The sequence below is a fragment of the Acidovorax sp. M14 genome (genome assembly GCF_049331375.1).
Lineage (GTDB): Bacteria > Pseudomonadota > Gammaproteobacteria > Burkholderiales > Burkholderiaceae_C > Acidovorax.
In genome coordinates this window covers 1895505-1919007 of record NZ_CP186263.1, presented here as the reverse complement: position 1 = coordinate 1919007, position 23503 = coordinate 1895505, and the positions used below count along the sequence as shown (strand labels likewise).

General features: G+C 65.1%; 18 protein-coding genes. 7 read left to right on the top strand and 11 right to left on the bottom strand.

Annotated features, from left to right (window positions below; translation table 11 throughout):
- Nucleotides 1-70 precede the first annotated feature (70 nt).
- On the bottom strand, nt 71-3586 hold the full coding sequence (locus ACOYR4_RS08825) for a UvrD-helicase domain-containing protein (protein ID WP_422849273.1): 3516 nt from the start codon (nt 3584-3586) through the stop codon (nt 71-73).
- Nucleotides 3583-6180 (bottom strand): PD-(D/E)XK nuclease family protein, encoded by a 2598-nt coding sequence (locus ACOYR4_RS08820; protein WP_422849272.1) that lies wholly within the window; start codon nt 6178-6180, stop codon nt 3583-3585. The genes ACOYR4_RS08825 and ACOYR4_RS08820 overlap by 4 nt, the downstream gene beginning before the upstream one ends.
- Before the next feature lie 109 nt (nt 6181-6289).
- On the opposite strand from ACOYR4_RS08820, the gene trxA reads away from it, so the two are divergent.
- The 5 genes from trxA to ACOYR4_RS08795 all read left to right on the top strand — a co-directional run bounded on the left by trxA (nt 6290) and on the right by ACOYR4_RS08795 (nt 11685).
- Complete coding sequence (gene trxA, locus ACOYR4_RS08815; protein ID WP_295941403.1) at nt 6290-6622, top strand: thioredoxin TrxA; 333 nt, start codon at nt 6290-6292, stop codon at nt 6620-6622.
- 276 nt (nt 6623-6898) lie between these two features.
- Nucleotides 6899-8161, top strand: a complete 1263-nt coding sequence (gene rho / locus ACOYR4_RS08810) for a transcription termination factor Rho (protein ID WP_060987513.1) — start codon at nt 6899-6901, stop codon at nt 8159-8161.
- 92 nt (nt 8162-8253) lie between these two features.
- Nucleotides 8254-8508, top strand: coding sequence for a type B 50S ribosomal protein L31 (locus ACOYR4_RS08805; protein ID WP_015013594.1), 255 nt, complete (start codon nt 8254-8256; stop codon nt 8506-8508).
- 109 nt (nt 8509-8617) lie between these two features.
- Nucleotides 8618-10318: a hypothetical protein gene (locus tag ACOYR4_RS08800; protein WP_422849271.1), complete on the top strand. Its 1701-nt coding sequence runs from the start codon at nt 8618-8620 to the stop codon at nt 10316-10318.
- Nucleotides 10318-11685 carry an MATE family efflux transporter gene (locus ACOYR4_RS08795; protein ID WP_422849270.1) on the top strand — a complete coding sequence of 456 codons (1368 nt, stop codon included), beginning with the start codon at nt 10318-10320 and terminating at the stop codon, nt 11683-11685. Before ACOYR4_RS08800 ends, ACOYR4_RS08795 begins: the two co-directional genes overlap by 1 nt.
- On the opposite strand, the gene phoR is transcribed toward ACOYR4_RS08795, so the two are convergent.
- The 7 genes from phoR to pstS form a co-directional block, all read right to left on the bottom strand.
- Nucleotides 11639-12982: a phosphate regulon sensor histidine kinase PhoR gene (gene phoR / locus ACOYR4_RS08790; RefSeq protein WP_422849269.1), complete on the bottom strand. Its 1344-nt coding sequence runs from the start codon at nt 12980-12982 to the stop codon at nt 11639-11641. The two genes, ACOYR4_RS08795 and phoR, sit on opposite strands and share 47 nt — an antisense overlap.
- A gap of 166 nt (nt 12983-13148) precedes the next feature.
- Nucleotides 13149-13856 carry a phosphate regulon transcriptional regulator PhoB gene (phoB, locus tag ACOYR4_RS08785; RefSeq protein ID WP_015013590.1) on the bottom strand — a complete coding sequence of 236 codons (708 nt, stop codon included), beginning with the start codon at nt 13854-13856 and terminating at the stop codon, nt 13149-13151.
- Nucleotides 13857-13876: 20 nt separating this feature from the next.
- Nucleotides 13877-14578 (bottom strand): phosphate signaling complex protein PhoU, encoded by a 702-nt coding sequence (gene phoU, locus ACOYR4_RS08780; RefSeq protein WP_010457902.1) that lies wholly within the window; start codon nt 14576-14578, stop codon nt 13877-13879.
- A gap of 11 nt (nt 14579-14589) precedes the next feature.
- Complete coding sequence (pstB, locus tag ACOYR4_RS08775; protein WP_015013589.1) at nt 14590-15372, bottom strand: phosphate ABC transporter ATP-binding protein PstB; 783 nt, start codon at nt 15370-15372, stop codon at nt 14590-14592.
- Between the two features lie 61 nt (nt 15373-15433).
- Complete coding sequence (pstA, locus tag ACOYR4_RS08770; protein WP_015013588.1) at nt 15434-16288, bottom strand: phosphate ABC transporter permease PstA; 855 nt, start codon at nt 16286-16288, stop codon at nt 15434-15436.
- A 41-nt stretch (nt 16289-16329) separates the two neighbouring features.
- Complete coding sequence (gene pstC / locus ACOYR4_RS08765) at nt 16330-17349, bottom strand: phosphate ABC transporter permease subunit PstC (RefSeq protein WP_015013587.1); 1020 nt, start codon at nt 17347-17349, stop codon at nt 16330-16332.
- 80 nt (nt 17350-17429) lie between these two features.
- The gene (gene pstS, locus ACOYR4_RS08760; RefSeq protein ID WP_015013586.1) at nt 17430-18452 is read right to left on the bottom strand and encodes a phosphate ABC transporter substrate-binding protein PstS; all 1023 of its coding nucleotides are present in this window, start codon (nt 18450-18452) and stop codon (nt 17430-17432) included.
- 262 nt (nt 18453-18714) lie between these two features.
- On the opposite strand from pstS, the gene ACOYR4_RS08755 reads away from it, so the two are divergent.
- Both ACOYR4_RS08755 and ACOYR4_RS08750 read left to right on the top strand, forming a co-directional pair.
- A complete protein-coding gene (locus tag ACOYR4_RS08755) occupies nt 18715-20193 on the top strand; it encodes an exopolyphosphatase (protein WP_422849268.1) in 1479 nt (492 codons plus the stop codon).
- 52 nt (nt 20194-20245) lie between these two features.
- Nucleotides 20246-20773, top strand: a complete 528-nt coding sequence (locus ACOYR4_RS08750; protein WP_422849267.1) for a hypothetical protein — start codon at nt 20246-20248, stop codon at nt 20771-20773.
- Nucleotides 20774-20838: 65 nt separating this feature from the next.
- Here the strand turns inward: ACOYR4_RS08750 and ACOYR4_RS08745 are convergent, their stop codons facing one another.
- On the bottom strand, nt 20839-21303 hold the full coding sequence (locus ACOYR4_RS08745) for a SixA phosphatase family protein (protein WP_309823402.1): 465 nt from the start codon (nt 21301-21303) through the stop codon (nt 20839-20841).
- Nucleotides 21300-23495, bottom strand: a complete 2196-nt coding sequence (ppk1, locus tag ACOYR4_RS08740) for a polyphosphate kinase 1 (protein ID WP_422849266.1) — start codon at nt 23493-23495, stop codon at nt 21300-21302. Before ppk1 ends, ACOYR4_RS08745 begins: the two co-directional genes overlap by 4 nt.
- Nucleotides 23496-23503 lie beyond the last annotated feature (8 nt).

The following is a 23503-nucleotide window of genomic DNA, read 5'->3' as shown; positions in this document are numbered from 1 at the left end:
GGGTGTGGGACACGTAAGGACCTTGCTGAAAATGAGGAACGCTGCGCTGCCAGAGGGTTGAAAAAACGACTCAGAACAAAGAGCCTTGGGGTGAATCCTCGGGCCCGGGCACAGTGCGGGCGCGTGCGGGTTTTACCGGGGCGACCGGCGCAACGGGGGCCGAAGTATGCCCCACCGCAGAAGGCGTTGCGACCGATACCCCCGCAACATTCGGCGCATCGCCCACCGTCACCAAACGCCCATCGCCGGTCAGGAAGGCCGCGTGCACTGCCTCGCCCGGCATCAACGCAGATACAGCATCGCGGTAGCGTTCCAACTGCGCCACCAAGGCTTGCTGGCGCTGGGGCTGCGCGGCACTCTTGTAGTCCAGCACCCACCAGCCCGCCAAGGCGTCATCGGCCTGCACGGCGCGGCGCTGCACCAGCCGGTCGATGCGCAGGCTCTGGCCCTGGTAGTGCAGCGGGGCCTCGTTGATGGCGGTCTGGACCAGCGCCGGGTCCCATGCCCAGGCGCCCTCGCCCCCCAGAATGGCCTGTGCCATGCGGGCGGCCTGCTCGGCGGCGACGGGGGTGATGTCGTGGTCTGCAGCCAGGCGGGCCAGGCGCGCGGCGGGCCAGCCATGGGCACGCACTTCGGCCAGCGGGGCACCGGCCACACCGGCCTGCTCCAACAGCTGGTGCATGGCATCGCCTTGGCGCGACAGCGGGGTAGATTCCGCATCGCCCGGCATGGCCACGGGGGCATCGCCCTCCAGCCCGTCGGCGGTGTGCACACGGGCGGTTTGCAGGGCCTCGGGCAGCGCGGGCAGGCTGGGGATGGTGAAGGTTTCCGGTGCATCAGCGGGGGCAGCGGCTTCTGCGCCATGCTCTGCCGGGGCTTGGGCTTGCGGATCAACCTCGGTGACCAGGGGAGCCAGCCGGTTCCACCAGCTGCCGGGGGCCGAGTTGCTGGGCTGCACCGACGACAGCGCCAGGCAGTGCTTGGCGCGCGTCATGGCCACGTAGAGCATGTTCAGCTCCTCCCGGCTGCGGGCCTGCTGCTCGGCGGCCAGCGTGGCCTCGGCACTGGGGGGCGGGTTGGATTCGCTGGCCAAAAAGATGAAGGCCGAGGGCGCGGGCTGCTCGCCGGGCCAGTCCACCAGCACGCCCATGGTTTCGGCCTTCTGCGGGCGGGTGTCGGTGTCTAGCAGCAGCACGCAGTCGGCCTCCAGCCCCTTCGCACCGTGCACTGTCAGCAGGCGTATGGCCTGCGCATCGGCCCGGCCGGGGGCGCGCACGCCGCCCTTCTTCATGGCGCGCACAAACGCATAGGGCGTGAGGTAGCGCCCCCCGTCGTGCTGCAGCGCGGCGGCCAGCAACGCACGCAGGTTGGCCTGCACGGCCTGGCGCTGGGTGACGGGCGCGGCGGCAGCAAAGCGGGCCAGCACATCGCCATGCTCATAGATGGCGTGCAGCGCATCGTGCGGGGGCAGGCGCTGCACCCAGCCCTGATATTGAATCAAAACGCCCCCTAGCGCTTGAATTTCATGCGGTAGAAGCTCACTTTTTAATAGCAAATCAAACCAACTGCAGCCCGCATGCTCGGGCTGGCGGCGCAGCACGGCCAGGGCCACCAGGGCATCGTCGCCCAGGCCAAAAAACGGCGACTTGAGTGCGCGCGCCAGCGACAGGTCGTGCGTGGGCGAGACCAGCGCATCGAGCAGCGCCACCATGTCCTGCACCTCGGGGGCGTCAAACAGGTCGGACTTTTCGGGCTGCACGCAGGGCAGGTGCAGAGCGCGCAGGGCCTCTTGCATGGTAGCTAGACGGTCGCGCTTGCGGGCCATCACCAGCACCTCTTTGGGCGGCGTTCCGTTGGCAATCTGCGCAGCTACCCAGGCGGCGGCCTGCGTGCATTCGCGCATGCGCTGGGTTTCTTCGGCTTCGTGGCGGGGTTCGGTCAGGCTGTCGCGCCAGGCCAGCGGGTCGCGGGCGGAGCTGCTTCCATCGCTCGCATCGTCGTCATCGGTGATGGCGGGCAGGCGCAGCAGCTGGCCCGTGTGTTTGGATTCGGTGGTGTGGTCGCGAAAGCCTGTGGTCTCGTGCTGCGCCTGGGCCTGGCCCATGACGGCGTTGACGGCGGCAATTACGCCCTGCGCGTTGCGGCGCGTGTGGTCGCAGCTGAGCAGATCGCCGCCCAGCCCGTCGCGCACAAAGGCCTGCGCGGCGATAAAGACCTGCGGCTCGGCACGGCGAAAGCGGTAGATGCTCTGCTTGGGGTCGCCCACGATGAACACGCTGGGCGCGGCAGAGCCGCCGCCCGAGCCCGCATAGCCCGCCAGCCACGCGTGCAGCGCCTGCCACTGCAGCGGGTTGGTGTCCTGGAACTCATCGACCAGCAGGTGGCGGATGCGCGCATCGAGCCGTTCTTGCACCCAGCCGGAAAGGACGGGGTCGGCCAGCATGACCAGGGCCGTGCGCTCCACATCGTTCATGTCCACCCAGCCGTGCTGCTGCTTGACGACGGCAAACTGCGCAATCAGGCAGCGCGCCAGCCGGGCCATGCGCTGCTGGTGCTGCCAGGCCTCGTGCTGGCGGCGGGCCACCAGAAGGCGCTGTAACTCGGGCTCGGCCTCTTGCGCGGCGGGGAACTTCTCCAGGTTCTTCGACAGGCGGTCTTCCTTGGCGACGAACATGGCCTTGCGCAGCATGTCCAGGCGCTGGTTCAGGTCGGGACAGGCCAGCGCGTCGATGATGGCGTCCGCTGCCTTTTGCGGGGTCTTGTTGGACTCAGCACCCAGAGCGCTGGCACGGCTGCGCCAGCGTTGCAGGGCGGCTTCGGTCTGCAGAGCCTCGGCAGGCTCGGCAAAAGCAGCCAGGTCGGGGTAGACCTGCTGGAACGGTGGCACCGACGCATCCACCACACCTGCCGCGTCGGCCAAGTCGAACTCCACGCGCTTGGCCAGTGCCGCTGCCAGCGCCTTGTGCGTTTGCGAGCGGCCGTGGCGGGCCACCACGGCTTCGTAGTCGGCGCGCAGGCTGGCGCTCTCAGCCACGGTCTGCAGGAAAGGCGGCCAAACCTCGCGCACGGCCTCGGCATCGTCCTCCAGCAGCTCAAAGTGCGCGGGCAGGCCTTGCTGTTGCAACAGCGCCAACGGGGCCGTGCCCAGCAGCGCGGCAAACCAGCTGTGGAAGGTGCGGATCTGCACCGGGCGGCCAGCCTCCAGAAGTTGGCGATATAAATTTTGTAGCGCCTCGCGCTTTTCCAGTGCGCCCTGGGGGCTGATTCCGCGTGCAATCAGCTCTGCCGTCAGCTCCTCCAGCGGCTTGCGGCTGAACTGCTCCAGCCACTCCTGCAGGCGCTGGCGCATTTCGCCCGCAGCCTTTTTGGTGAAGGTGATGGCCAGGATTTCGTGCGGCGCGCACCCGTCCAGCAGCGCCCGCAGCATGCGCGAGACCAGCATCCAGGTCTTGCCCGCACCTGCGCAGGCTTCCACCGCCACGCTGCGCGCGGGGTCGCAGGCAATGGCGTAGAAGGCCTCGCGCGAGACGGGGCGGCCGTTGTGTTCGTAAGCGGCCTGCATGGTTGAGGAATGGCTCTCGGTCATGGCGTCTCTGGCGCGGGCAATGCCTGTTCGGCATCTGCCCAGTAGTCTTTGCGGCACAGGCCGCGCACGGCGCAGAACTCGCACACCGAGCCTTCACCCAGCGCGGGCAGCGGCGCCCCGGCGGCGATGCGGGCCATGTCGTGCTGGATGCCTTCAATCAGCACATCGCGAAGGTGCACGACCTCGTCCTGCTCATGCAATTGCGTCTCGCCGCGTTCGCCCACATTGACGTAGGCGGCACGCAGCGTGTCGTGGTGCAGCAGGGCGGCGTAGAACGGCAACTGCGTGTCTTCCGCCCCGCTCTTGATGCGCTGGCGGGTGACGCTGTCGCTTTCGGTCTTGTAGTCGATCACCAGCACCGTGGGCTCGCCGGTGCTGGAGACGCCGTCGATGCGGTCGATGGTGCCGATCAGCTCCAGGTCACCCAGCGGCTGGCGGGCCTTGACCTCGGCCTGGCGGAACATCGCCCCTTGCTGCTCGTGCCCGGCCAGCCAGTGCAAATAGCCGTCACGCAGTTGCGCCCAGCCTGCGGCAAAGGGCAAAAAGTCGCCGTCTTGCAGGCGCTGCTCGCGGGTGATGGCCTCGGCGGCGGCGTCCATGCGGGCGCTGCGCTCGCCCGCATCGTCGGTGGGTTGATCGCGCAGGTCTTCGTGAAAGCGCTGCAGCACCGCATGCAGCCAGTTGCCAAAGTCGCGCTTGTCCACCGCGGCGTCCAGCTCGTCGGCCTCGCGCAGTCCCAACTGGCGCTGGGCAAAGAAGCGGTAGGGGCAGTGGCGCAGGTCGGAATACGCGGTGGACGAGAGCTGCTGCACGGGCAGCGCCTGGCCCACGGGCTGAGGGCGCAGCGTGGGGGTTGCCACCACATCACGTGCAGTGCGGTGATCGGCGCCGGATGAGGCTGCGCCATCCAATTGCAGTGCCAACACCAGGGCACTGGCCAGCAGGGGCTCACCGCCTTCGTCGCCCGTGCGCCACAGCACATCCACCACGGGCACGCGCAGGGCATAGGCCCAGGCGGCCCGCTGCGCGGCCTCCAGCGACTGGCGTGTGGGCAAACCCCAGGCCTCGCGCTGGGCCTGGGACCAGTCTCCGGTGGGCTCTGGAGCGGCCTGCAGTCGTTTTTCATCACAGCCGGGGAGCACGGCGGCCGCGAAGGGACGGCCCAGCAGCTGGGGCAGCGGCAACACCACCACGGGCGCATTAGCGGCCTGCGAGGCCACGTAGCGCCCAGCCTCCAGCACGTCCTTCACCCACCGGGTGAACTCCGCCAGCGTCATGCGGCGGCCCGCGCTGTCGCCCCAACTTTGCAGCTCCGCCTGCTGGCCGTCTTGCAGGCGCAGCGCCGCCAGCACACGCATGCCTGCAGGGTCGGCCTGCAGGCCCTGCCATTGCCCGGCTTGCTCCAGCACGGCGCGCAGAGCGGGCAGCCACTGCGCCAGGGGGCGCGCAGCACGCAAGGTGTCGCGCCAGGTCTCCACCGTGGCCACGGTGCGGGCCAGGTGGGGCTGGGTGCTCAGGTCCTGAGCGGAGGCTGCGCTCCAGTGCTGCAGCACGCCTTTGCGCAGCCACTGCTCCAGTCGGTTGATCTCGCCCGGCGTCAGCGCGGGGGTGTGCTTGAGCCAGTCCAACACGTCGTTGGACGAGGCATTCCACGAGGCGGCCTGCAGCGCGGCAATGACGCGAGACGCCGCACGGGTGGTGGACAGAATCCATCCACTTTCATCGCGCACCAGCACACCGCTGCTGTCCAGATGGGCCAGCACACGGCGAATGAGCGCGCGGTCGGTGGCCGCCAGCGCAACAGGCACCCGGCCATCGCGGATGTGGCTGAGGACACAGGCGGCTGCGCGGTGGGCTTCGTCTTCGGCGTCGGTGGCAGCGTGCAAGGCACGCTGGGGTGGCGCCAAAGCGTCTTCCAGCAGCGATGGCAGCTTGATGCAAGCGCCCCGTTCGCCCCAATGGGCCAACAGGGCCTGGGGCAAAGCATCTGACTGAAAGCCCTCCAGCACCACCAGCGCATCCACGACCTCACGCACACCGGGCTCAAACAACACATCGGTGGCGTGCCGTGAGGCCAGCACCCATTCCAGCGCCAGACGCGCTACCAGGGCTTCGTAGTGCAGGCTACCGCCTTCATCCGCAGTGGTCAAGAGTTTGCGGGCCTCATCGCCCCAGGCCGCCCGCTGCGCGGGGGGCACGGCCGCTACGGCGGGTGCCAGCTGGGCGGCGGCTTCTTGCAGTGGCGTGGCCAGCATTTCACGCAGGGCGCCCTGCCCCACGCGGTCCAGCAGGGCGCGGGCCGTGAGGGTGTCGCGCGCAGCGTCGCCCGCAAAATCATCGGCCGACGGCTCAAAACCCTGCAGCTGGCGCGCCCAGTTGCGGGTCGTCTCGAAACGCGGAGCAAAGCCCTGCGGGAATTGCTGCCCCCACAGGCGTTGCCCCCAGGGCATGAGCTGGGCATAGGGCACCAGCACCACGGTGCGGGCCAGATGAGCGCACCGGGCACTGGCATGGGCCGCCACCTGGGCCAGAGTGCGTTGCCACAGGTGCAAGCTCCAGCCTGCGCCATCATCGCTTTTCGCTATGACAGTCATAGCGTCGCAGGCCCCGGCCATACCGGTGAATGGGGGATTGGTTTCTGTCACAATGCCCAGACTTTATACGTACACCGGTCCCAACCTGATCAAAAACAAGGAATCCGCCATGGCCAGCGAACTCATCAAACATGTCTCTGACGCCAGCTTCGAAGCCGACGTGCTGAAAACAAGCACCCCCGTGCTGGTGGACTACTGGGCCGAGTGGTGCGGCCCCTGCAAGATGATTGCCCCCATCCTCGACGAAGTCGCAGGCACCTACCAGGGCAAACTGCAGATCGCGAAGATGAATGTGGACGAAAACCGCGAGATCCCCGCCAAGTTCGGCATTCGCGGCATTCCCACCTTGATGCTGTTCAAGGACGGCCAACTCGCCGCCACCAAGGTCGGCGCGATGAGCAAGGCCCAATTGACCGCCTTCATCGACCAGCAACTGGCCTGACCCACACCCCAAGCCCCTCGGCAACACCGCCGCTGGGGCTTTTTTCGTTGAGCGATAGACCTGCGGGTAAATAACAAGCGGACAGCCGTGCAAGGCAAGGCGTTGCGCCTCTGAAGCCCCCGCATTTTTTCCTGTCATAATTCCCACAGATCACCGGGCTGCACGCATTGGCAGCCGGACCAAGATCCCTGGCGAGCCGGACCTGCAAACAGCAGCCCATCCGGCATCAGCCCACCTCCCCCAAGATTCATACCAGCTCCGCCAAGGAGTCAATCCATGCACTTAAATGAACTCAAGGCACTGCACGTGTCTGAAGTCCTGAAGCAGGCCGAAGAACTCGAAATCGAAAACACGGGCCGCATGCGCAAGCAGGAGTTGATGTTTGCAATCATCAAGAAGCGCGCCAAGGCGGGCGAGCAGGTGTTTGCGGATGGTGTGCTGGAAATCCTGCCCGACGGTTTTGGCTTCCTGCGCAGCCCTGACACCAGCTTCACGGCCAGCACCGACGATATCTATATCAGCCCCAGCCAGGTGCGCCGCTTCAACCTGCACACCGGCGACATGATCGAAGGTGAAGTGCGCACGCCCAAGGACGGCGAGCGCTACTTTGCCCTGACCAAGCTGGATTCGGTCAACGGCGGCCCGCCGGAGCAGAACAAGCACAAGGTGATGTTCGAGAACCTGACGCCCCTGTTCCCCAAGGAACAGATGCGCCTGGAGCGCGACATCAAGGGCGACGAGAACATCACCGGCCGCATCATCGACATCATCGCCCCCATCGGCCGTGGCCAGCGCGCGCTGATCGTGGCGCCGCCCAAGAGCGGCAAGACGGTGATGATGCAGCACATCGCCCACGCCATCACGGCCAACAACCCCGACGTGCACCTGATGGTGCTGCTGGTGGACGAGCGCCCTGAAGAAGTGACCGAAATGCAGCGCACGGTCAAGGGCGACATCATTGCCTCCACCTTCGATGAGCCCGCTGCCCGCCACGTGCACGTGGCCGAGATGGTGATCGAGCGCGCCAAGCGCCTGGTCGAGCTGAAGAAGGACGTAGTGATCCTGCTGGACTCCATCACCCGCCTGGCCCGCGCCTACAACAACGTCGTGCCATCGAGTGGCAAGGTGCTGTCGGGCGGTGTGGACGCTGCTGCACTGCAACGCCCCAAGCGCTTCTTTGGCGCAGCCCGCAAGGTCGAAGAAGGCGGCTCGCTCACCATCATCGCCACCGCGCTGGTCGATACCGGCAGCCGCATGGACGAAGTGATCTTTGAAGAGTTCAAGGGCACGGGCAACTGCGAAATCCACCTGAACCGCCGCCTGTACGAAAAGCGCGTGTTCCCCGCCATCGAACTCAACAAGAGCGGCACGCGCCGCGAAGAGCTGCTGCTGGCGCCCGAGATCCTGCAGAAGACCCGGATCCTGCGCCAGTTCATGTACAACATGGACGAGATCGAGTCGATGGAGCTCATGATCAAGAACATGAAGGCCACCAAGACCAATGTGGACTTCTTCGACATGATGCGTCGCGGGGGCTGATTCTCAGCCTGTGCAATAATAGAGGGCTTTTTCTTGCGGAAAGTACATTGGACTGGCCGGTGCGGCTCCCGCAGTTGACTCAAAGGAAGATCATGAAAGAAGGCATTCACCCCAACTACCGCGAAGTTCTGTTCGTGGACCTGTCCAACGGTTTCAAGTTCGTGACCCGCTCGTGCGTGAACACCAAGGAAACCGAAACCCACGAAGGCAAGGAATACCCGCTGTTCAAGCTGGATACTTCTTCTGAATCGCACCCCTTCTACACCGGCACGCAAAAGTCGGTGGACAACATGGGTGGCCGCGTGGAACGCTTCCGCAACCGTTTCGGCAAGACCGCAGCGAAGTAATTCGCCCCTGCGATCCCGCCAAAAAGGCAGCCCGGGCAACCGGGCTGCCTTTTTTCATGGGTTTTGCCTTTATTCTCGGTGGCTCCTTTGCCCAGCCGCCCACTGCCGCGTGACTCCACCCACCCCCGCCATCGTTACCCAGAACGCCGTCAGCCCGCTGCCCCGCTGGGCGCTGCTGCTGCTTTGCATTGCCTACGTAGTGCCCGGCTTCGTGGGCCGCGATCCGTGGAAAAACGCAGACGTCACCGCCTTTGGCTACATGCTGGAGCTGGCCCAGGGACGCACTCCCTGGCTGAGTCCGCTGCTCGGTGGCATGCCCCCCGAAACCGAAGGGCTGCTGCCCTACTGGCTGGGTGCCTGGGCCGTGCAGATGGCACCGGCCTGGCTGTCGCCGGAGATGGCGGCCCGCATGCCGTTCATCGCGCTCCTGGTCATCACCCTGATGGCCACCTGGTATGGCGTGTACTACCTGGCCCGCAGCCCGGGTGCCCAACCGGTTGCGTTTGCTTTTGGCGGCGAGGCTTCCCCACTGGACTATGCGCGTGCTATTGCCGATGGCGCCTTGCTGGCGCTGATCGCCTGCCTGGGCCTGGCGCAGCTGTCGCATGAGGTCACAAGCTATCTGGCGCAGCTGGGCTGCACCGCTTTGCTGTTTTTTGCGGTGGCCGCCATGCCGCACCGCACCGTGGCGCCAGCCGTGGCATTGGTGCTGGGTATGGCCGGGCTCACGCTGTCAGGAGCCCCCGCCCTCACGGCCTTGCTAGGCGTGGGCGGCGCGGCGCTGGTGTTGTTTGCGCCTGCAAGCAACACCGACCGCCGCTGGCGCTGGGCTGCCGTGTTGGCAGCTTCAACCCTGGTAGCGGCCGCCCTGGCCCAGGGCCTGGACCTGTGGCGCTGGCGAGTTGTGGGGTTCGATGGGGGCGGCAAGGACTGGCTGAGTCTTGCGCGCCTGCTGCTGTGGTTTGGCTGGCCGGCTTGGCCACTGGCCCTGTGGACTTTGTGGCGCTGGCGCCAGCAGATCTTCAGCCGCTCGGGCCAACGGCACCTGCTGGTGCCCCTCTGGTTCACCCTGGTGTCCATCGGCGCCACCATCACCACCCAGCCGGCAGACCGGGCCTTGCTGCTGGGCCTCCCCGCCCTGGCTGCGCTGGCAGCTTTTGCCCTGCCCACGCTGCGCCGCAGTGTGGGGGCTTTGATTGACTGGTTCACGCTGCTGTTCTTCACTGCCTCGGCCCTCGCGATCTGGGTGATCTGGATCGCCATGCAGACCGGGGTGCCTGCCAAGCCCGCCGCCAACGTGGCCAAGCTGGCGCCCGGGTTTGTGCCCCAGTTTTCGGTGCTGGCCTTGCTGGTGGCCGTGGCGGCCACGGTGGGCTGGTGTGGCCTGGCTTGGTGGCGCGCGTCCCGCAACCGGGCCCCCATCTGGAAAAGCCTGGTGCTGCCCGCAGGCGGCGCCGCCCTGGGCTGGCTTTTGCTGATGACCCTGTGGCTGCCCCTGCTGGACTACGCACGCAGCTATGGCCCGCAGGTGCGCAGTGTGATCACCGCCCTTGGGCCAGAGCCCGGCTGCATTCAGACCGTGGGGCTGAACCGCGCTCAGGTGGCGGCACTGCAGTTCCATGGACAGCTGTCGCTGCAGCGCGCGGGCCTGCAGGATGAATGCCAGTGGCTGCTGGTGGACAGCGCCTCCTGGCCCGCATCCGAACGCATGGTCCGCGCTGAACTGTGGGAGCCCCAGGCCACCCTGCCCCGCCCCACCGACAAGAACGAAAACCTGCTGCTGTTCCGCCGCGTGGCCCCGGCTCGCTGATGTCGGAGCTGTCCACCATCACCCGGCACGCCTTGACCGTGCTGGCGGGGCAACTGGCGGTCATGGCCTTCGGGGTGACGGACACCATTGTGGCGGGGCGCTACAGCGAATCGTCGCTGGCCGCGCTGTCCGTCGGGTCGGCCATTTTCATCAGTGTGTACGTTGCCCTGATGGGCGTGCTGCAGGCCCTGCTCCCCGTGTGGGCCGAACAGCGCGGGGCGCAACAGCCTGAGGCCGTGGGCCGATCGCTTCGACAGGCCCTGTACCTGTGTTCTGCGGCGGCAGTGCTGGGCATGGCGGTGCTGCTGTCGCCGGGCCCGCTGCTGCGCTGGACGGAGGTGCCGCCTGCGCTTCGCCCCCAGGTCGAAAACTATCTGGCCGTGCTCGCACTGGCACTCCCGCCCGCCCTGCTGTTCCGCATCTACAGCACTCTCAACCAGGCCCTGGGCCATCCGCGTCTGGTCACCTGGCTGCAGGTGGGCTCGCTGCTGATCAAGCTGCCGCTGTCGGTGTGGTTCACCTTTGGCGGCGGGGGCCTGCCCGCGCAGGGGGTGGTGGGCTGCGCCTGGGCCACGCTGGTCGTCAACTGCAGCATGCTGGCCTTGGCCGTGTGGCTGCTGCGCTCGCAAGACATCTACACCCCTCTGGGCCTGTGGCGCCGTATGGAGCTCCCCCACTGGCCCACCATTGCAGGCTTTGCCAGGCTCGGCATTCCGGCAGGCCTGGCCGTGATGGTGGAGGTGACGTCCTTCACCCTGATGGCCTTGTTCATCGCGCGCCAGGGCGCCACGTCAGCGGCCGCCCACCAGATCGCCACCAACATGGCCGCCGTGCTTTACATGGTGCCGCTGTCGCTGTCCATCGCCACCAGTGCGCGGGTGAGCTACTGGCTGGGCGCACAGCAGCCGCAGCGGGCCCGCCAGGTGGTTTTGATGGGTTTTTCGCTGGCTGCGCTAGTGGGTGTTGCCCTGGCAGCTACCTTATTGATAGCAAGACACTCGATCAGCCAGATTTACACCGACAACGCCAGCGTGGCGGCCGTGGCCGGCGCGGTGCTCGGCTGGGTGGCGGCGTACCACGCTGCCGATGCGGTGCAGACGCTATGCGTATTTGTGCTGCGCTGCTACCGCATCACGCTGGCGCCACTGGTGGTGTACTGCGCGCTGCTGTGGGGCGCGGGTCTGGCCGGCGGCTACTGGTTGGCTTATGGAGGCAGCGGGCCTTGGTCGGATGTGGCTTCGCCCACCCCCTTCTGGGCGGCCAGCGCTGCGGCACTTGCAATCACCGCACTGCTGTTCGCCGCCATGCTCTGGCGAGCCATCAGCCCGGCAGGGCAAAACCCCGCAAGCGGTTGGCCGGGAAGGTGACCGAAAACACCGAGCCCTTGCCCAGCGTGCTCGCGATGTCCAGCGTGGCGCCGTGGCGCTGCAGCACATGCTTGACGATGGCCAGGCCCAGCCCGGTGCCCCCAGTCTCGCGCGAACGGCTGCGGTCCACCCGGTAGAAGCGCTCCGTCAGGCGCGGGATGTGCTCGGGCGCAATGCCAGGACCGGTGTCATGCACGGAGAACACGGCACTGCCGTCCTCCTTGCGCAGCCACTGTACCTCGATGGAACCACCGCCGGGCGTGTAGCGCACCGCGTTGTTGACGAGGTTGGACAAGGCGCTTTGCAGTTCGGCAGGCACGCCCGCAATCTCGCCTTCGGCCCGCAACAGGTCAGCCGCCGGAAAGCGCATCGCATGCGGGCGCTGCTGGTTCTGCGTAAGCAGTGCCGACAGGGCGCGACCCTCCTCCTCGCAGCGCTGCATCAGTGACTGCACAGGCGTCCATTCGGCCATGCCGGGCAGCGGGCTGCCCTCCAGACGCGACAGCGTGAGCAGGTCCTGCACCACGCTTTGCATGCGCTGTGCCTGCTGCGCCATCATGCCCAGGTAGCGCGAGCGCTCGTCGGCGCTCAGCGGCAGGGTCTGCAAGGTTTCGACAAAACCGGTCAGCACCGTGAGCGGTGTGCGGATTTCGTGCGACACATTGGCCACAAAGTCGCGCCGCATCGCATCGGCCTGCTCCAGCGCCGTCACGTCACGCGACAGCAGCAGCGTGCGGCTATCGCCATAGGGGTGCAGGTGCACCGAGATGCGTACGGGCCGGGACGGCGTGCTCAGGCGCCCTTCCAGCACAACGTCGCTGGTGAAGTCCTTGGCGGCGAAGTAGGCCGTGAATTCCGGGTTGCGCAGCAAGTTGCCGATGGACTGCATGACGTCGCGCTGCGCGTCAAAGCCAAACTGGTTGGCCGCCATCTGGTTGCACCATTCGATGCGGCCCTGTGCATCGAGCAGCACAACGCCGTTGGGGGAGGCCTGCAGGGCGGCCAGGATCTCCTGCAGCCGGTCCTGGCTGTCCCGAATCTGCGCCTCCTGCTTGCGCAGCAGCCGCCGCGCACGGTCCGCTGCCTCGCCCCAGATGCCACGCATGGACGGCACCGATGCCAGGTCGCCGGTGCGCAACCAGCGCAGCACCCGCACGCCCCGCAGCAGGTCCCAGACGAACCACGCCCAGGCTGCAATGGCAGCCCCCAGCGCGGCGCCCCAGGGCCCACCCTGCCACCACCCCAGGCCACCACCCGCCAACTGCCACAGCAGGAAAAACGAAATACGCCACAGCATGCGGATTGCAAAGCCTTCTCAGAAACACCAGGGGCGCGACACGCGCGCCCATTGATCCATCACATCCATCCGTCGCCACTGCCGATGCATGCCGGCCGCGGTGGCCCGCTGCACAACAGCCATCGAGCACGTCGCATCACTCACCGGCGGCTGCCCGCCTGCCCGATCAGGCGGACAGCGGTACCTGCGGCTGGGCGGTGAGCCGGTAGCCCGCGCCGCGCACCGTTTCCACCATCACCGACGCTGCCCCCAGGGCCTCGCGCAGGCGCTTGACGTGCACGTCCACCGTGCGCTCCTCGATGAAGACATGGTCACCCCACACCTTGTCGAGCAGCTGTGAGCGGCTGTGCACGCGCTCGGCATGCTTCATCAGGAAATGCAGCAGCTTGAACTCGGTGGGGCCCACCTTCAGGGGCTGGCCCTGGAAGGTGACCCGGTAGGTCGCGGCGTCCAGCACCAGCTCGCCAATGCTCACGCTGTCGCTCACCTGCTCGGGTGCACGGCGGCGCAGCACCGCACGGATGCGGGCCAGAAGCTCCTGGGTGGAAAAAGGCTTGGTGATGTAGTCGTCCGCACCAGCGTCCAAGCCGGCCACCTTGTCAGGCTCATCACCACGCGCAGTGAGCATGAGGATGGGGATGGGCTTGGTGCGGCTGTCGGCACGCCACTTGCGCGCCAGCGACAGACCACTCTGCCCGGGCAACATCCAGTCCAGCAGGATCACGTCGGGCAGCACGGCATCCAGCTCGCGCTGCGCGCTGTCGCCGTCTTCCGCCCAGAAGGGCTGGAAACCGTTGTGGCGCAGGTTGACCGCAATCAGCTCGGCAATCGCGGGTTCGTCCTCCACGATGAGGACACGGGGAAGCTTTCTCATGGTGAATCAGCGCCCCGTACTTACAGCACTGCCGACTCGATCTCGTCGAGGGCCGTGTGACGCACGTCCTTGCCCTTGACCAGATAGATGATGAGTTCGGCCACGTTCTTGGAATGGTCGCCAATGCGCTCGATGGCCTTGGCGAGGAACAGCAGGTCCAGGCTGGGGGAGATGGTGCGGGGGTCTTCCATCATGTAGGTAATGAGCTTGCGCACGAAGCCGTCGAACTCCTTGTCGATGAGGTCGTCCTCCTTGAGGATGGCCACCGCCGCCTTCACGTCAAGCCGCGCAAATGCATCCAGCGTCTTGCGCAGCTGGCCCGAGGCCAGCTCGGCTGCCACACGCAGGTCGCTCGATGGCAACGAACGCGGCGCACCGCCTTCAATGATGGAGCGCACCATGCGCGCCATCTTGTTGGCTTCGTCGCCCATGCGCTCCAGATTGGCAGTGGCCTTAGAGAAGGCCAGCAGCAGGCGCAAATCGCGCGCAGTGGGCTGGCGGCGGGCGATGATGGAGGACAGCTCCTGGTCGATCTCGACCTCCATCGCGTTGATGCGGGTCTCCATCGAGGCCACCGTCTCCACGGCTTCCAGGCTGAATTGCGACAGCGCGTACACCGCCTGGCGAATCTGAGACTCCACCAGGCCGCCCATTTCCATGACGCGGGCAGAGACGCTGTTGAGTTCGCTGTCGAACTGGGACGAAAGATGTTTATCGGGCATCTGCTGTCTCCTTAGCCGAAACGGCCGGTGATGTAGTCTTCGGTTTCTTTGCGCTCGGGTTTGAAGAAGATCTGCTCGGTGGCACCGAACTCGATCATCTCGCCCAGATACATGTAAGCGGTGTAGTCGCTGCAGCGGGCGGCCTGCTGCATGTTGTGGGTCACGATCGCAATGGTGTAGTCGTGCTTGAGCTCGTCGATCAGCTCTTCGATCTTGGCCGTGGACAGCGGGTCCAGCGCCGAGGTGGGCTCGTCGAGCAACAGCACCGAAGGCTTCACCGCCACACTGCGCGCAATGCACAGACGCTGCTGCTGGCCGCCGGAGAGTGACAGGCCACTCTGGTGCAGCTTGTCCTTCACCTCGGTCCACAAAGCCGCCTTGGACAGCGCCCATTCCACGCGATCGTCCATCTCGCTCTTGCTCAGCGTCTCGTACAGCTTCACACCAAACGCGATGTTGTCGTAGATGGACATAGGGAACGGCGTAGGCTTCTGAAACACCATGCCGATGCGGGCGCGCAGCAGGTTGATGTCCTGCTTGGGGTCCAGGATGTCCTGGCCGTAGAAGCTGATGGAACCCTCGGCGCGCTGGCCGGGGTACAGGCTGTACATGCGGTTGAGCGTGCGCAACAGCGTGGACTTGCCGCAGCCCGAGGGGCCGATGAAGGCGGTGACCTTGTGCTCGGCGATGTCCAGGCTCACGTTGCGCAGGCCCTGGAACTTGCCGTAGAAAAAGCTCAGGTTACGCAGCTCCAGCGCGTTCTTGCTGGCGGTGGCGGTAGCAGTGGCGTTCATTGTCAATTCCTGAAAATGGAGGCAGTCTTGTCGATGGCGTTGACCGGATCAGCAACCGGAATCACACGCGGTTCTTTTCGCGCAGGAACACCCGCGCCACGACGTTGAGGATCAGCACCGACAACGTGATGAGCAGCGCACCGCCCCAGGCCAGGCGCACCCAGTTTTCGTAAGGGCTCAGCGCAAACTGGAAGATCACGACTGGCAGGTTGGCCATGGGCGCATTCATGTTGGTGCTGAAGAACTGGTTGTTCAGCGCGGTGAACAGCAGAGGCGCGGTCTCGCCGCTGATGCGGGCCACGGCCAGCAGCAGACCGGTCATCACGCCGCTGCGGGCAGCGCGCAGGGTGACCATGGTGGACACCTTCCAGCGCGGAGCACCCAAGGCAAAGGCGGCTTCGCGCAGGCTGCCGGGCACCAGGCGCAGCATGTTCTCGGTGGTGCGCACCACCACCGGCACGGCGATGAGCGAGAGCGCCAGGCTACCCGCCCAGCCCGAGAAGTTGCCCACGGTAGCCACCGCGATGGCATACACGAACAGGCCCAGCACGATGGAAGGAGCAGACAGCATGATGTCCGTCACAAAGCGGGTCAGTTCGGCGGTCTTGCTCTGGTCACCGTACTCGGCCAAGTACACGCCCGCCAGCACGCCGATGGGTGTGGACACCAGCACGGTAAAGCCCACCATCAGCAGGCTGCCCACGATGGCGTTGGCCAAACCGCCGCCATCGGAACCGGGCGCTGGGGTGGACTGCGTGAACATGTTCCAGTCCAAGGCAGCAAAGCCGTTGGACAGCAGCACGCTCAGAATCCAGAGCAGCACGAACAGGCCCAGTGCCATGGCGCCCAGTGACAGGGTCAGGCCAATGGCGTTGGAGCGGCGGCGCTTTGCGTAGAGTTGTTGGTTGAATTCCATGGAGCTTGTCTCTGAAGAGGGTCGGGAGCGGGCTGCAGGGCTTACAGGCCCTTGGCCTTCTCGGCGCGCAGCAGCATGATCTTGGCGGCCGACAGCACCACAAACGTGATCACGAACAGCAGGAAGCCCAGGGCGAACAGTGTGGACAAGTGGAAGTCCGCCGCTTCGCCAAACTCATTGGCCAGCGTGGATGCGATGGAAGTGCCGGGCGAGAACAGCGAGGTAGGCATGCGGTTGGCGTTGCCGATCACGAAAGTGACGGCCATGGTCTCGCCCAAGGCCCGGCCCAGGCCGAGCATCACGCCGCCGATCACGCCCTTTTGCGTGTAGGGCAGCACCACCCGGCGCACTACCTCCCAGGTCGTGCAGCCCAGGCCGTAGGCAGACTCGCGCAAGATGGGGGGAACGATCTCGAACACATCGCGCATCACGGCCGCCACAAAGGGCAGCACCATGAAGGCCAGCACGATGCCAGCAGCCAGGATACCAAAGCCGTTGGTACTGCCGCCAAACAGGAAGCCGATCAACGGCATGGACCCGAGCAGCTTTTGCACCGGTACCTGGAAATGGTCTGCGAACAACGGCGCAAACACAAACAGACCAAACATGCCGTAGATGATGGACGGCACGGCCGCCAGCAACTCCACCGCTGTGCCGAGCGGGCGGCGCAGCCATACGGGGCAGGTTTCTGTGAGAAAGAGGGCAATGCCAAATGCCAGCGGCACGGCGATCAGCAGTGCTATGCCGGCGCTGGCGAGGGTGCCGACGATGGCGATCGCCGCACCGAATTCTTCATTGATGATGTCCCACTCAGCGCGCCAGATGAACTGGATGCCAAACTTGTGGAAAGCGGGCCACGCGTAAATGAACAGCGAGACGATGATGCCCAGCAGCGCCACCAGCACCAGCAGCGACAGGCTCTGGGTCAGCCGATGGAAAACGATATCCTGCAGCCGCTGCCGTTTGGCAATCGACACCATGGACGGTGTGGGGGCGTCCGTCGTCTTGACGGACACGGGTTGCGAACTCATGGTGGTTCCCACGCTCATGTTGACTCCCATCTGGCTTCTGGAGACCCCACAAACCAGCGCCCACCGGCCAGACCTGCCGGCCGATGGGCACTATTCTGGGGCAAACCGCTTTACTTCTTGATTTGCGACCAGACCTTGGAGCGGATCTGTGCCGTCAGGGTGTCAGGCAGTGGCACGTAGTCCAGGTCTGCTGCCATGGTCTTGCCGTTCTTGAAGGCCCAGTCAAAGAACTTCAGAACTTCGGCCGACTGGGCCTTGTCTGCAGGGTCGGCGTACATGAGGATGAAGGACGCCGTGCTCACGGGCCAGCTGTTGGCACCCTTGGCGTTCACCATCGAAATCCCCATGCCCGGCACGCTGAACCAGTCAGCGCTGGCGGCTGCCGCAGCAAAGGTGGCATCGTCAGGCGACACATACTTGCCATCGGCGTTCTGCAGCTGCAGGAACGTCATGTTGTTCTTCTTGACGTAGGCGTACTCCACGTAGCCCAGGGCACCCTTCACACGGGTCACGTTCGCCGCAACGCCTTCGTTGCCCTTGCCGCCCACGGAAGACTGCGCAGGCCACTTCACCGCAGCGCCCTTGCCCACCGTATCAGCCCACTCCTTGCTGACGGAGCTCAGATAGTCGGTCCAGTTGAACGTGGTGCCAGAGCCATCGGCGCGGTGCACGATGGTGATGTTCTGGTCGGGCAGCGTCTTGCCGGGGTTCAGGGCTGCCAGCTTGGCATCGTTCCACTTGGTGATCTTGCCCAGGTACATTTCGGCCAGCACGGGACCGGTAACGCGCAGTTCGCCGGGCTTGAAGCCGTCCAGGTTCACCACAGGCACGGTGCCGCCGATGATGGCAGGAAACTGCACCATGCCGTCTTTTTCCAGCTCAGCGCCCGACAGTGGGGCATCGGTCGCGCCAAACGCCACGGTCTTGGCGCGGATCTGGCGAATACCGCCCGAGGAACCGATGGACTGGTAGTTCAGACCCACGCCGGTTTCCTTCTTATAGGCTTCCGCCCACTTGGCATACATCGGGAAAGGGAACGTGGCGCCGGCGCCGGTGATGTCTGCCGCAAAGGCGTTGCCCACTGCCAGGGCGGCCAGTGCTACTGCGACGGTTTTGAGAAATACGCGTTTCATGAGGTACCTTTCGGCGGGGGTTAACAGGAACACAGCGAACTCTAGAGACCTATCGTGACAATTCAGTGACACAAAAGACCACTCTCGGAGCATTGCGACAACCGCCATGACGCCGTGCACCGACGTCATGGATGTGTCACACAACCCCATCACACTCCCTCCACACCCCGATCCGTGCCTGCCCAGGCATTTGCGGCCTACACCCCGGATCGGGGCACGCGCATCGCGGTACGATGCCGCACGCAGCTCCCACCCAACACACATGCAGAACGGCACACGCCTCGCCGCAGTCGACCTCGGCTCCAACAGTTTTCGCCTGGAAATCGGGCGCTATGAGTTCGGACACATCCAGCGGGTGGAATACCTCAAGGAAACGGTGCGCCAGGGCAACGGACTGGACGAAGACCGCAACCTGACCCGCGACGCGATGGAGCGGGGTTGGGCTTGTCTGGCCCGCTTTGGGGAGCGTCTCGCGGGTTTTCCCCGCGCCCAGGTGCGCGCTGTGGCCACACAGACGCTGCGCGATGCGCGCAACCGCGAGGAGTTCCTGTCACGCGGCAGTGAGGTGCTGGGATATCCGATTGACGTGGTGTCCGGGCCCGAAGAGGCCCGATTGATCTACCAGGGCGTGGCGCGACTGTTGCCCCAGTCCGACGAGCGCCGCTTGGTCGTGGACATCGGAGGACGGTCCACCGAACTCATCCTTGGCGAGCAGTTCACGCCCCACGCGGTGGCCTCTTTCCGGGTGGGCAGCGTGGCCTGGTCACAACGCTATTTTTCCAACGGAGAGTTCTCCTCTCAGGCCTTTCTGGCGGCAGAGATTGCGGCCAAGGCGGTGCTGGACGAGGCGCTCGCGACCTTTCGCCCCGATGAATGGGACATCGCCTACGGGTCGTCGGGCACAGCGGGCGCCGTGGGTGACATTCTGTCCGCCGCTGGTGGATCGCCGGGCCTGATCACCCGAGATGGACTCAACTGGCTGCGGGAGCGTTTGCTCCGCGCCCAAAGTGCCGACCGCCTCCGCCTCGACGGGCTCAAGGAAGAGCGCCGAGCAGTCATCGGGGGGGGCATCAGCGTGCTGCGTGCCGTGTTTGACCTGCTGGATATCCACGAAATGCAGGTTGCACAGGGGGCCCTGCGCCAAGGGGCTTTGTATGACCTCCTGGATCGCGAACAACCCGGCACCGACCTGCGCACCGCGACGGTCCAAGGGTTGATGCAGCGGTTTGGCGTGGACATGGAGCATGCAGACCGTGTTGCGCGCACTGCCTGCGCATTGTTTGACCAGGCTGCCCCGGCCGGTAGCGAACGCGCCAGCCGCAAGCTGGACTGGGCCGCTCGGTTGCACGAGATTGGCTGCCGCATTTCGCACAGTGACTACCACCGTCACGGTGCCTACATCCTGGACAACACGGATGCCGCTGGTTTTGCTGTGCCCGAACTGCACCGCCTTGGAGTGCTGGTGCAGGGGCAACGGGGCAAGGTGCGCAAGCTGGGGGTGGAACTGGACGATCCGATTTTTGTGCTGCAACTGCTGTGCTTGCGCTTGGCCGTGGCCCTGTGCCACGCTCGCCGGGAGCCTGATAGCAAAGGGCTGTCATTGCAGGCGGACGGGCAGCGATTTCAGGTCAGCGCGCGCCCGGGATGGGCCATCGCATACCCCCAGTCGGCCCACCTTCTGCGCGAAGAAGTTCAAGCCTGGCAAAAAACCCCCTGGGAGCTGGCTGTGGACATGCCTTGAGGGGAAACAACAAACGGTATAAACTGTTTATACCGTTTATCAATCTTCTGCCATGACCACTGCCACCACAACCCCCAGCCCCATCGTCACCCCCGCCGCTGAGCCAGTCAAAGCTGCCAAGCCAACCAAGCCAGTAACGGCACCCAAGGCTCCAAAGGCATCCAAGGCTGCAAAGCCCGCCAAAGAAGCTGCGGCAGAAAAGGCGCCAGCCTCCAAGCCAGCCACCGCGACCAAGCCTGCCAAGGCAGTGGTGGCAGTGAAACCCACCAAGGCCACCGAGCCCAAGGGCAAAAAGCCCAAGCTGGTCCGTGACAGCTTCACCATCCCCAAAGACGAGTACGTGGTACTCGACACTCTGAAAGACCGCGCCACGGCACTGGCCCACCCTGTCAAGAAAAGCGAGCTGCTGCGCGCAGGGCTCAAGGTGCTCGCGGGTCTGTCAGACAGCGCGTTGCGCAGCGCCTTGCAAGCTGTGCCGTCGATCAAGACCGGGCGCCCCAAGGCCGATGCGGCAGAACCCGCGCCAACAACCCCAGCCAAGCCAGCGACCAAGGCCAGCGGCAAAGCAGGCCGCAAGTAAATCTGCCCCAAGAGACACGGCGCGTCCAGAGCGAGCGCCTTCGCACTCGGACATCGCCGGGCAAGTTACAGAAATTCGGGGGACTGCACCGCTATCAGGACGGTCTGGCTATGATCCCAGCGCTGGCGCTGGCGCAACCACCACACAGAGCCCTTGCGCACGGGGCATTCAGGTGCCTGGAGTTGCAGCAAGTGGGCAATGGTCTGGCCTAGCATGGGCTGGTGGCCCACCACCAGCACCGCCCCTTTGGCACGAGGCCACTGCACCAGCTCCAGCAAATCCTGGGGCGTTCCTCCAGGCAACAGCTCAGCGCGCATCTTGAATTTTCGTCCCAGGGCATGGGCCGTCTGCTCAGTTCGCCGCGCGGGACTCGCCACCACCCTCAGGCCCTCCGGCAACTGCCGATCCAACCAAGCGGCCATCCGCGCTGCCTGCTTCTCGCCCCGGGGCGTGAGCGGGCGGGCCAGGTCATCCCCGCCGTCCTGGGCTTCCTCCGCCTCGGCGTGACGCCAGAGAATCAAGTCCATCATGCGGCCCCTGGCTCCTTGCGGCCAAGGGCTGGGCGCGGCCCGTAGCGCACCATCAAGGCGTTCTGTGCGCCATGACCGTCCACAGGATGTGCTGCGCGGTCGTAAGTGCCGGCTGCGTTCAACGTCCAGGCATCCCGGTCATCACACAGGTACGCCACCAAACATTCGTCAATGATCTGCTGACGCAGCTTGGCGTCCGTGACGGGCCACGCCAGCTCCACGCGACGCATCATGTTGCGGTTCATCCAGTCGGCGCTCGACAGGTACAGGTCTTCTTCATCCCCCGCGCAGAAGTAGAAAACGCGCGTGTGCTCCAGAAACCGCCCAATCACCGAGCGCACGCGGATGTTGTCAGTCACTCCCGGCACCTGAGGGGCCAGCATGCAGGCCCCCCGCACAATCAGATCGATGCGCGCACCGCGCTGCCCGGCGAGGATCAACGCGCGCATGAGTCCCTCATCTGTCAGGGCGTTCATCTTGGCCACGATCCGCGCTTCTTCGCCACGGCTTGCCGCCAGACCCACGCGCTCGATTTTTTCGATCATGCGGCGGTGCAGATGGAACGGCGCCAGCATGAGCTTACGCAGCTTGGGAGGCCGGTTCTGGCTCGCTAGGTGATTGAACACACCATCCATGTCGGCCGTGGTTTCTTCATCGGCCGTGAGGTAGCTCAGGTCGGTATACAGCTTGGCTGTGCGCACGTTGTAGTTGCCGGTGGACAGGTGTCCATAACGGCGCAACTGCCGCCCCTCGCGTCGCGTGACGAGCAGCATCTTGGCGTGGGTCTTGAGGCCCACCACGCCATAGACCACCTGCGCCCCGATTGACTCCAGCGCCTCAGCCCAGTTGATGTTGGCCTCTTCGTCAAAACGTGCCTTCAACTCCACCACGGCCATCACCTCTTTGCCCCGGCGCACTGCCTCGCTGAGCAGGTCCATGAGCTCCGAGTCAGAGCCGGTGCGGTAGATGGTCTGCTTGATGACCAGCACCTGCGGGTCGTTCACGGCCTCCCGCAAAAAGGCAAGCAACCCATCAAAGCTCTCGAAGGGCTGATGGATCAACACGTCGCGCTCGCGCAGCTGCCCCATGATCGATACCCCTGGTTGGAGCTGACGCGGCCAGGCGGAACTCCAGGGCGGAAAGAGCAATGCGGGCTCGTTCACCAAATCCACCAGCTGATTCAGGCGCACCAGGTTCACAGGACCATGCACACGGTACAGGGCCGCGTTGGGCAGATCGAACTGCTGCAGCAGGAAGTCAGACAGAAAGCGAGAACATCCCGCCGAGACCTCCAGGCGCACCGCCTGTCCGTAATGGCGTTGCTGAAGGCCTTGCCGCAAGGCGGTGCGCAGATTCCGTACATCCTCCTCGTCCAGTGCCAAATCGGAATGACGCGTCACCCGGAACTGCGAGAACTCCGTCACCTCCCGGCCAGGGAACAGATCCTCCAGATGCGCACGCACGATGCTGGACAAGCTGACAAACAACATCCCGTCGGGCGCCACCTTCTTCGGCATGCGGATCAGACGGGGCAAGGCACGTGGCACCTTGACGATGGCGATTTCATTCTCGCGGCCAAAGGCATCATGTCCCTTGAGACGCACAATGAAGTTCAACGATTTATTGGCCACCTGCGGAAACGGATGGGCCGGATCGAGCCCCACCGGGATCAACAGGGGGCGGACCTCGCGGGCAAAATATTCATGAACCCAGCGCCTCTGCTCTGCGGAACGGTCGCCATGCGCCACGATATGGATGCCATGCTGCGCAAACGCAGGGACCAGCACTTCGTTGTACAGCGCATATTGACGCTCCACCAAGTCATGAACCTGGGCGGACAGCGCCTCAAAAGACGCTGCGGTGTAGATGCCCTTGGTCTCGCCTTTCTTCGCCGCCGTGATATGCGCTGCCGCACGCACCTCAAAGAATTCGTCGAGATTGGACGAGACGATGCACAGATAGCGCAGCCGCTCCAGCAGCGGCACATCCGTACGGACCGCCCAGTCGAACACGCGTTCATTGAACGCGAGAATGCTGTGGTCACGATCCAGAAACATATGGGGAGCACCGCCTGTGACAGGCTCTGCCACCCCAGGATCGCTGTCATGTGACACGGAGTGCAAGGAGTTTCCGGCGGCATCGGGGTGCTCGCGCTGCAAAGGGATGGAATCGGCGGTAGGCAGGGGCGGCATGGATACGC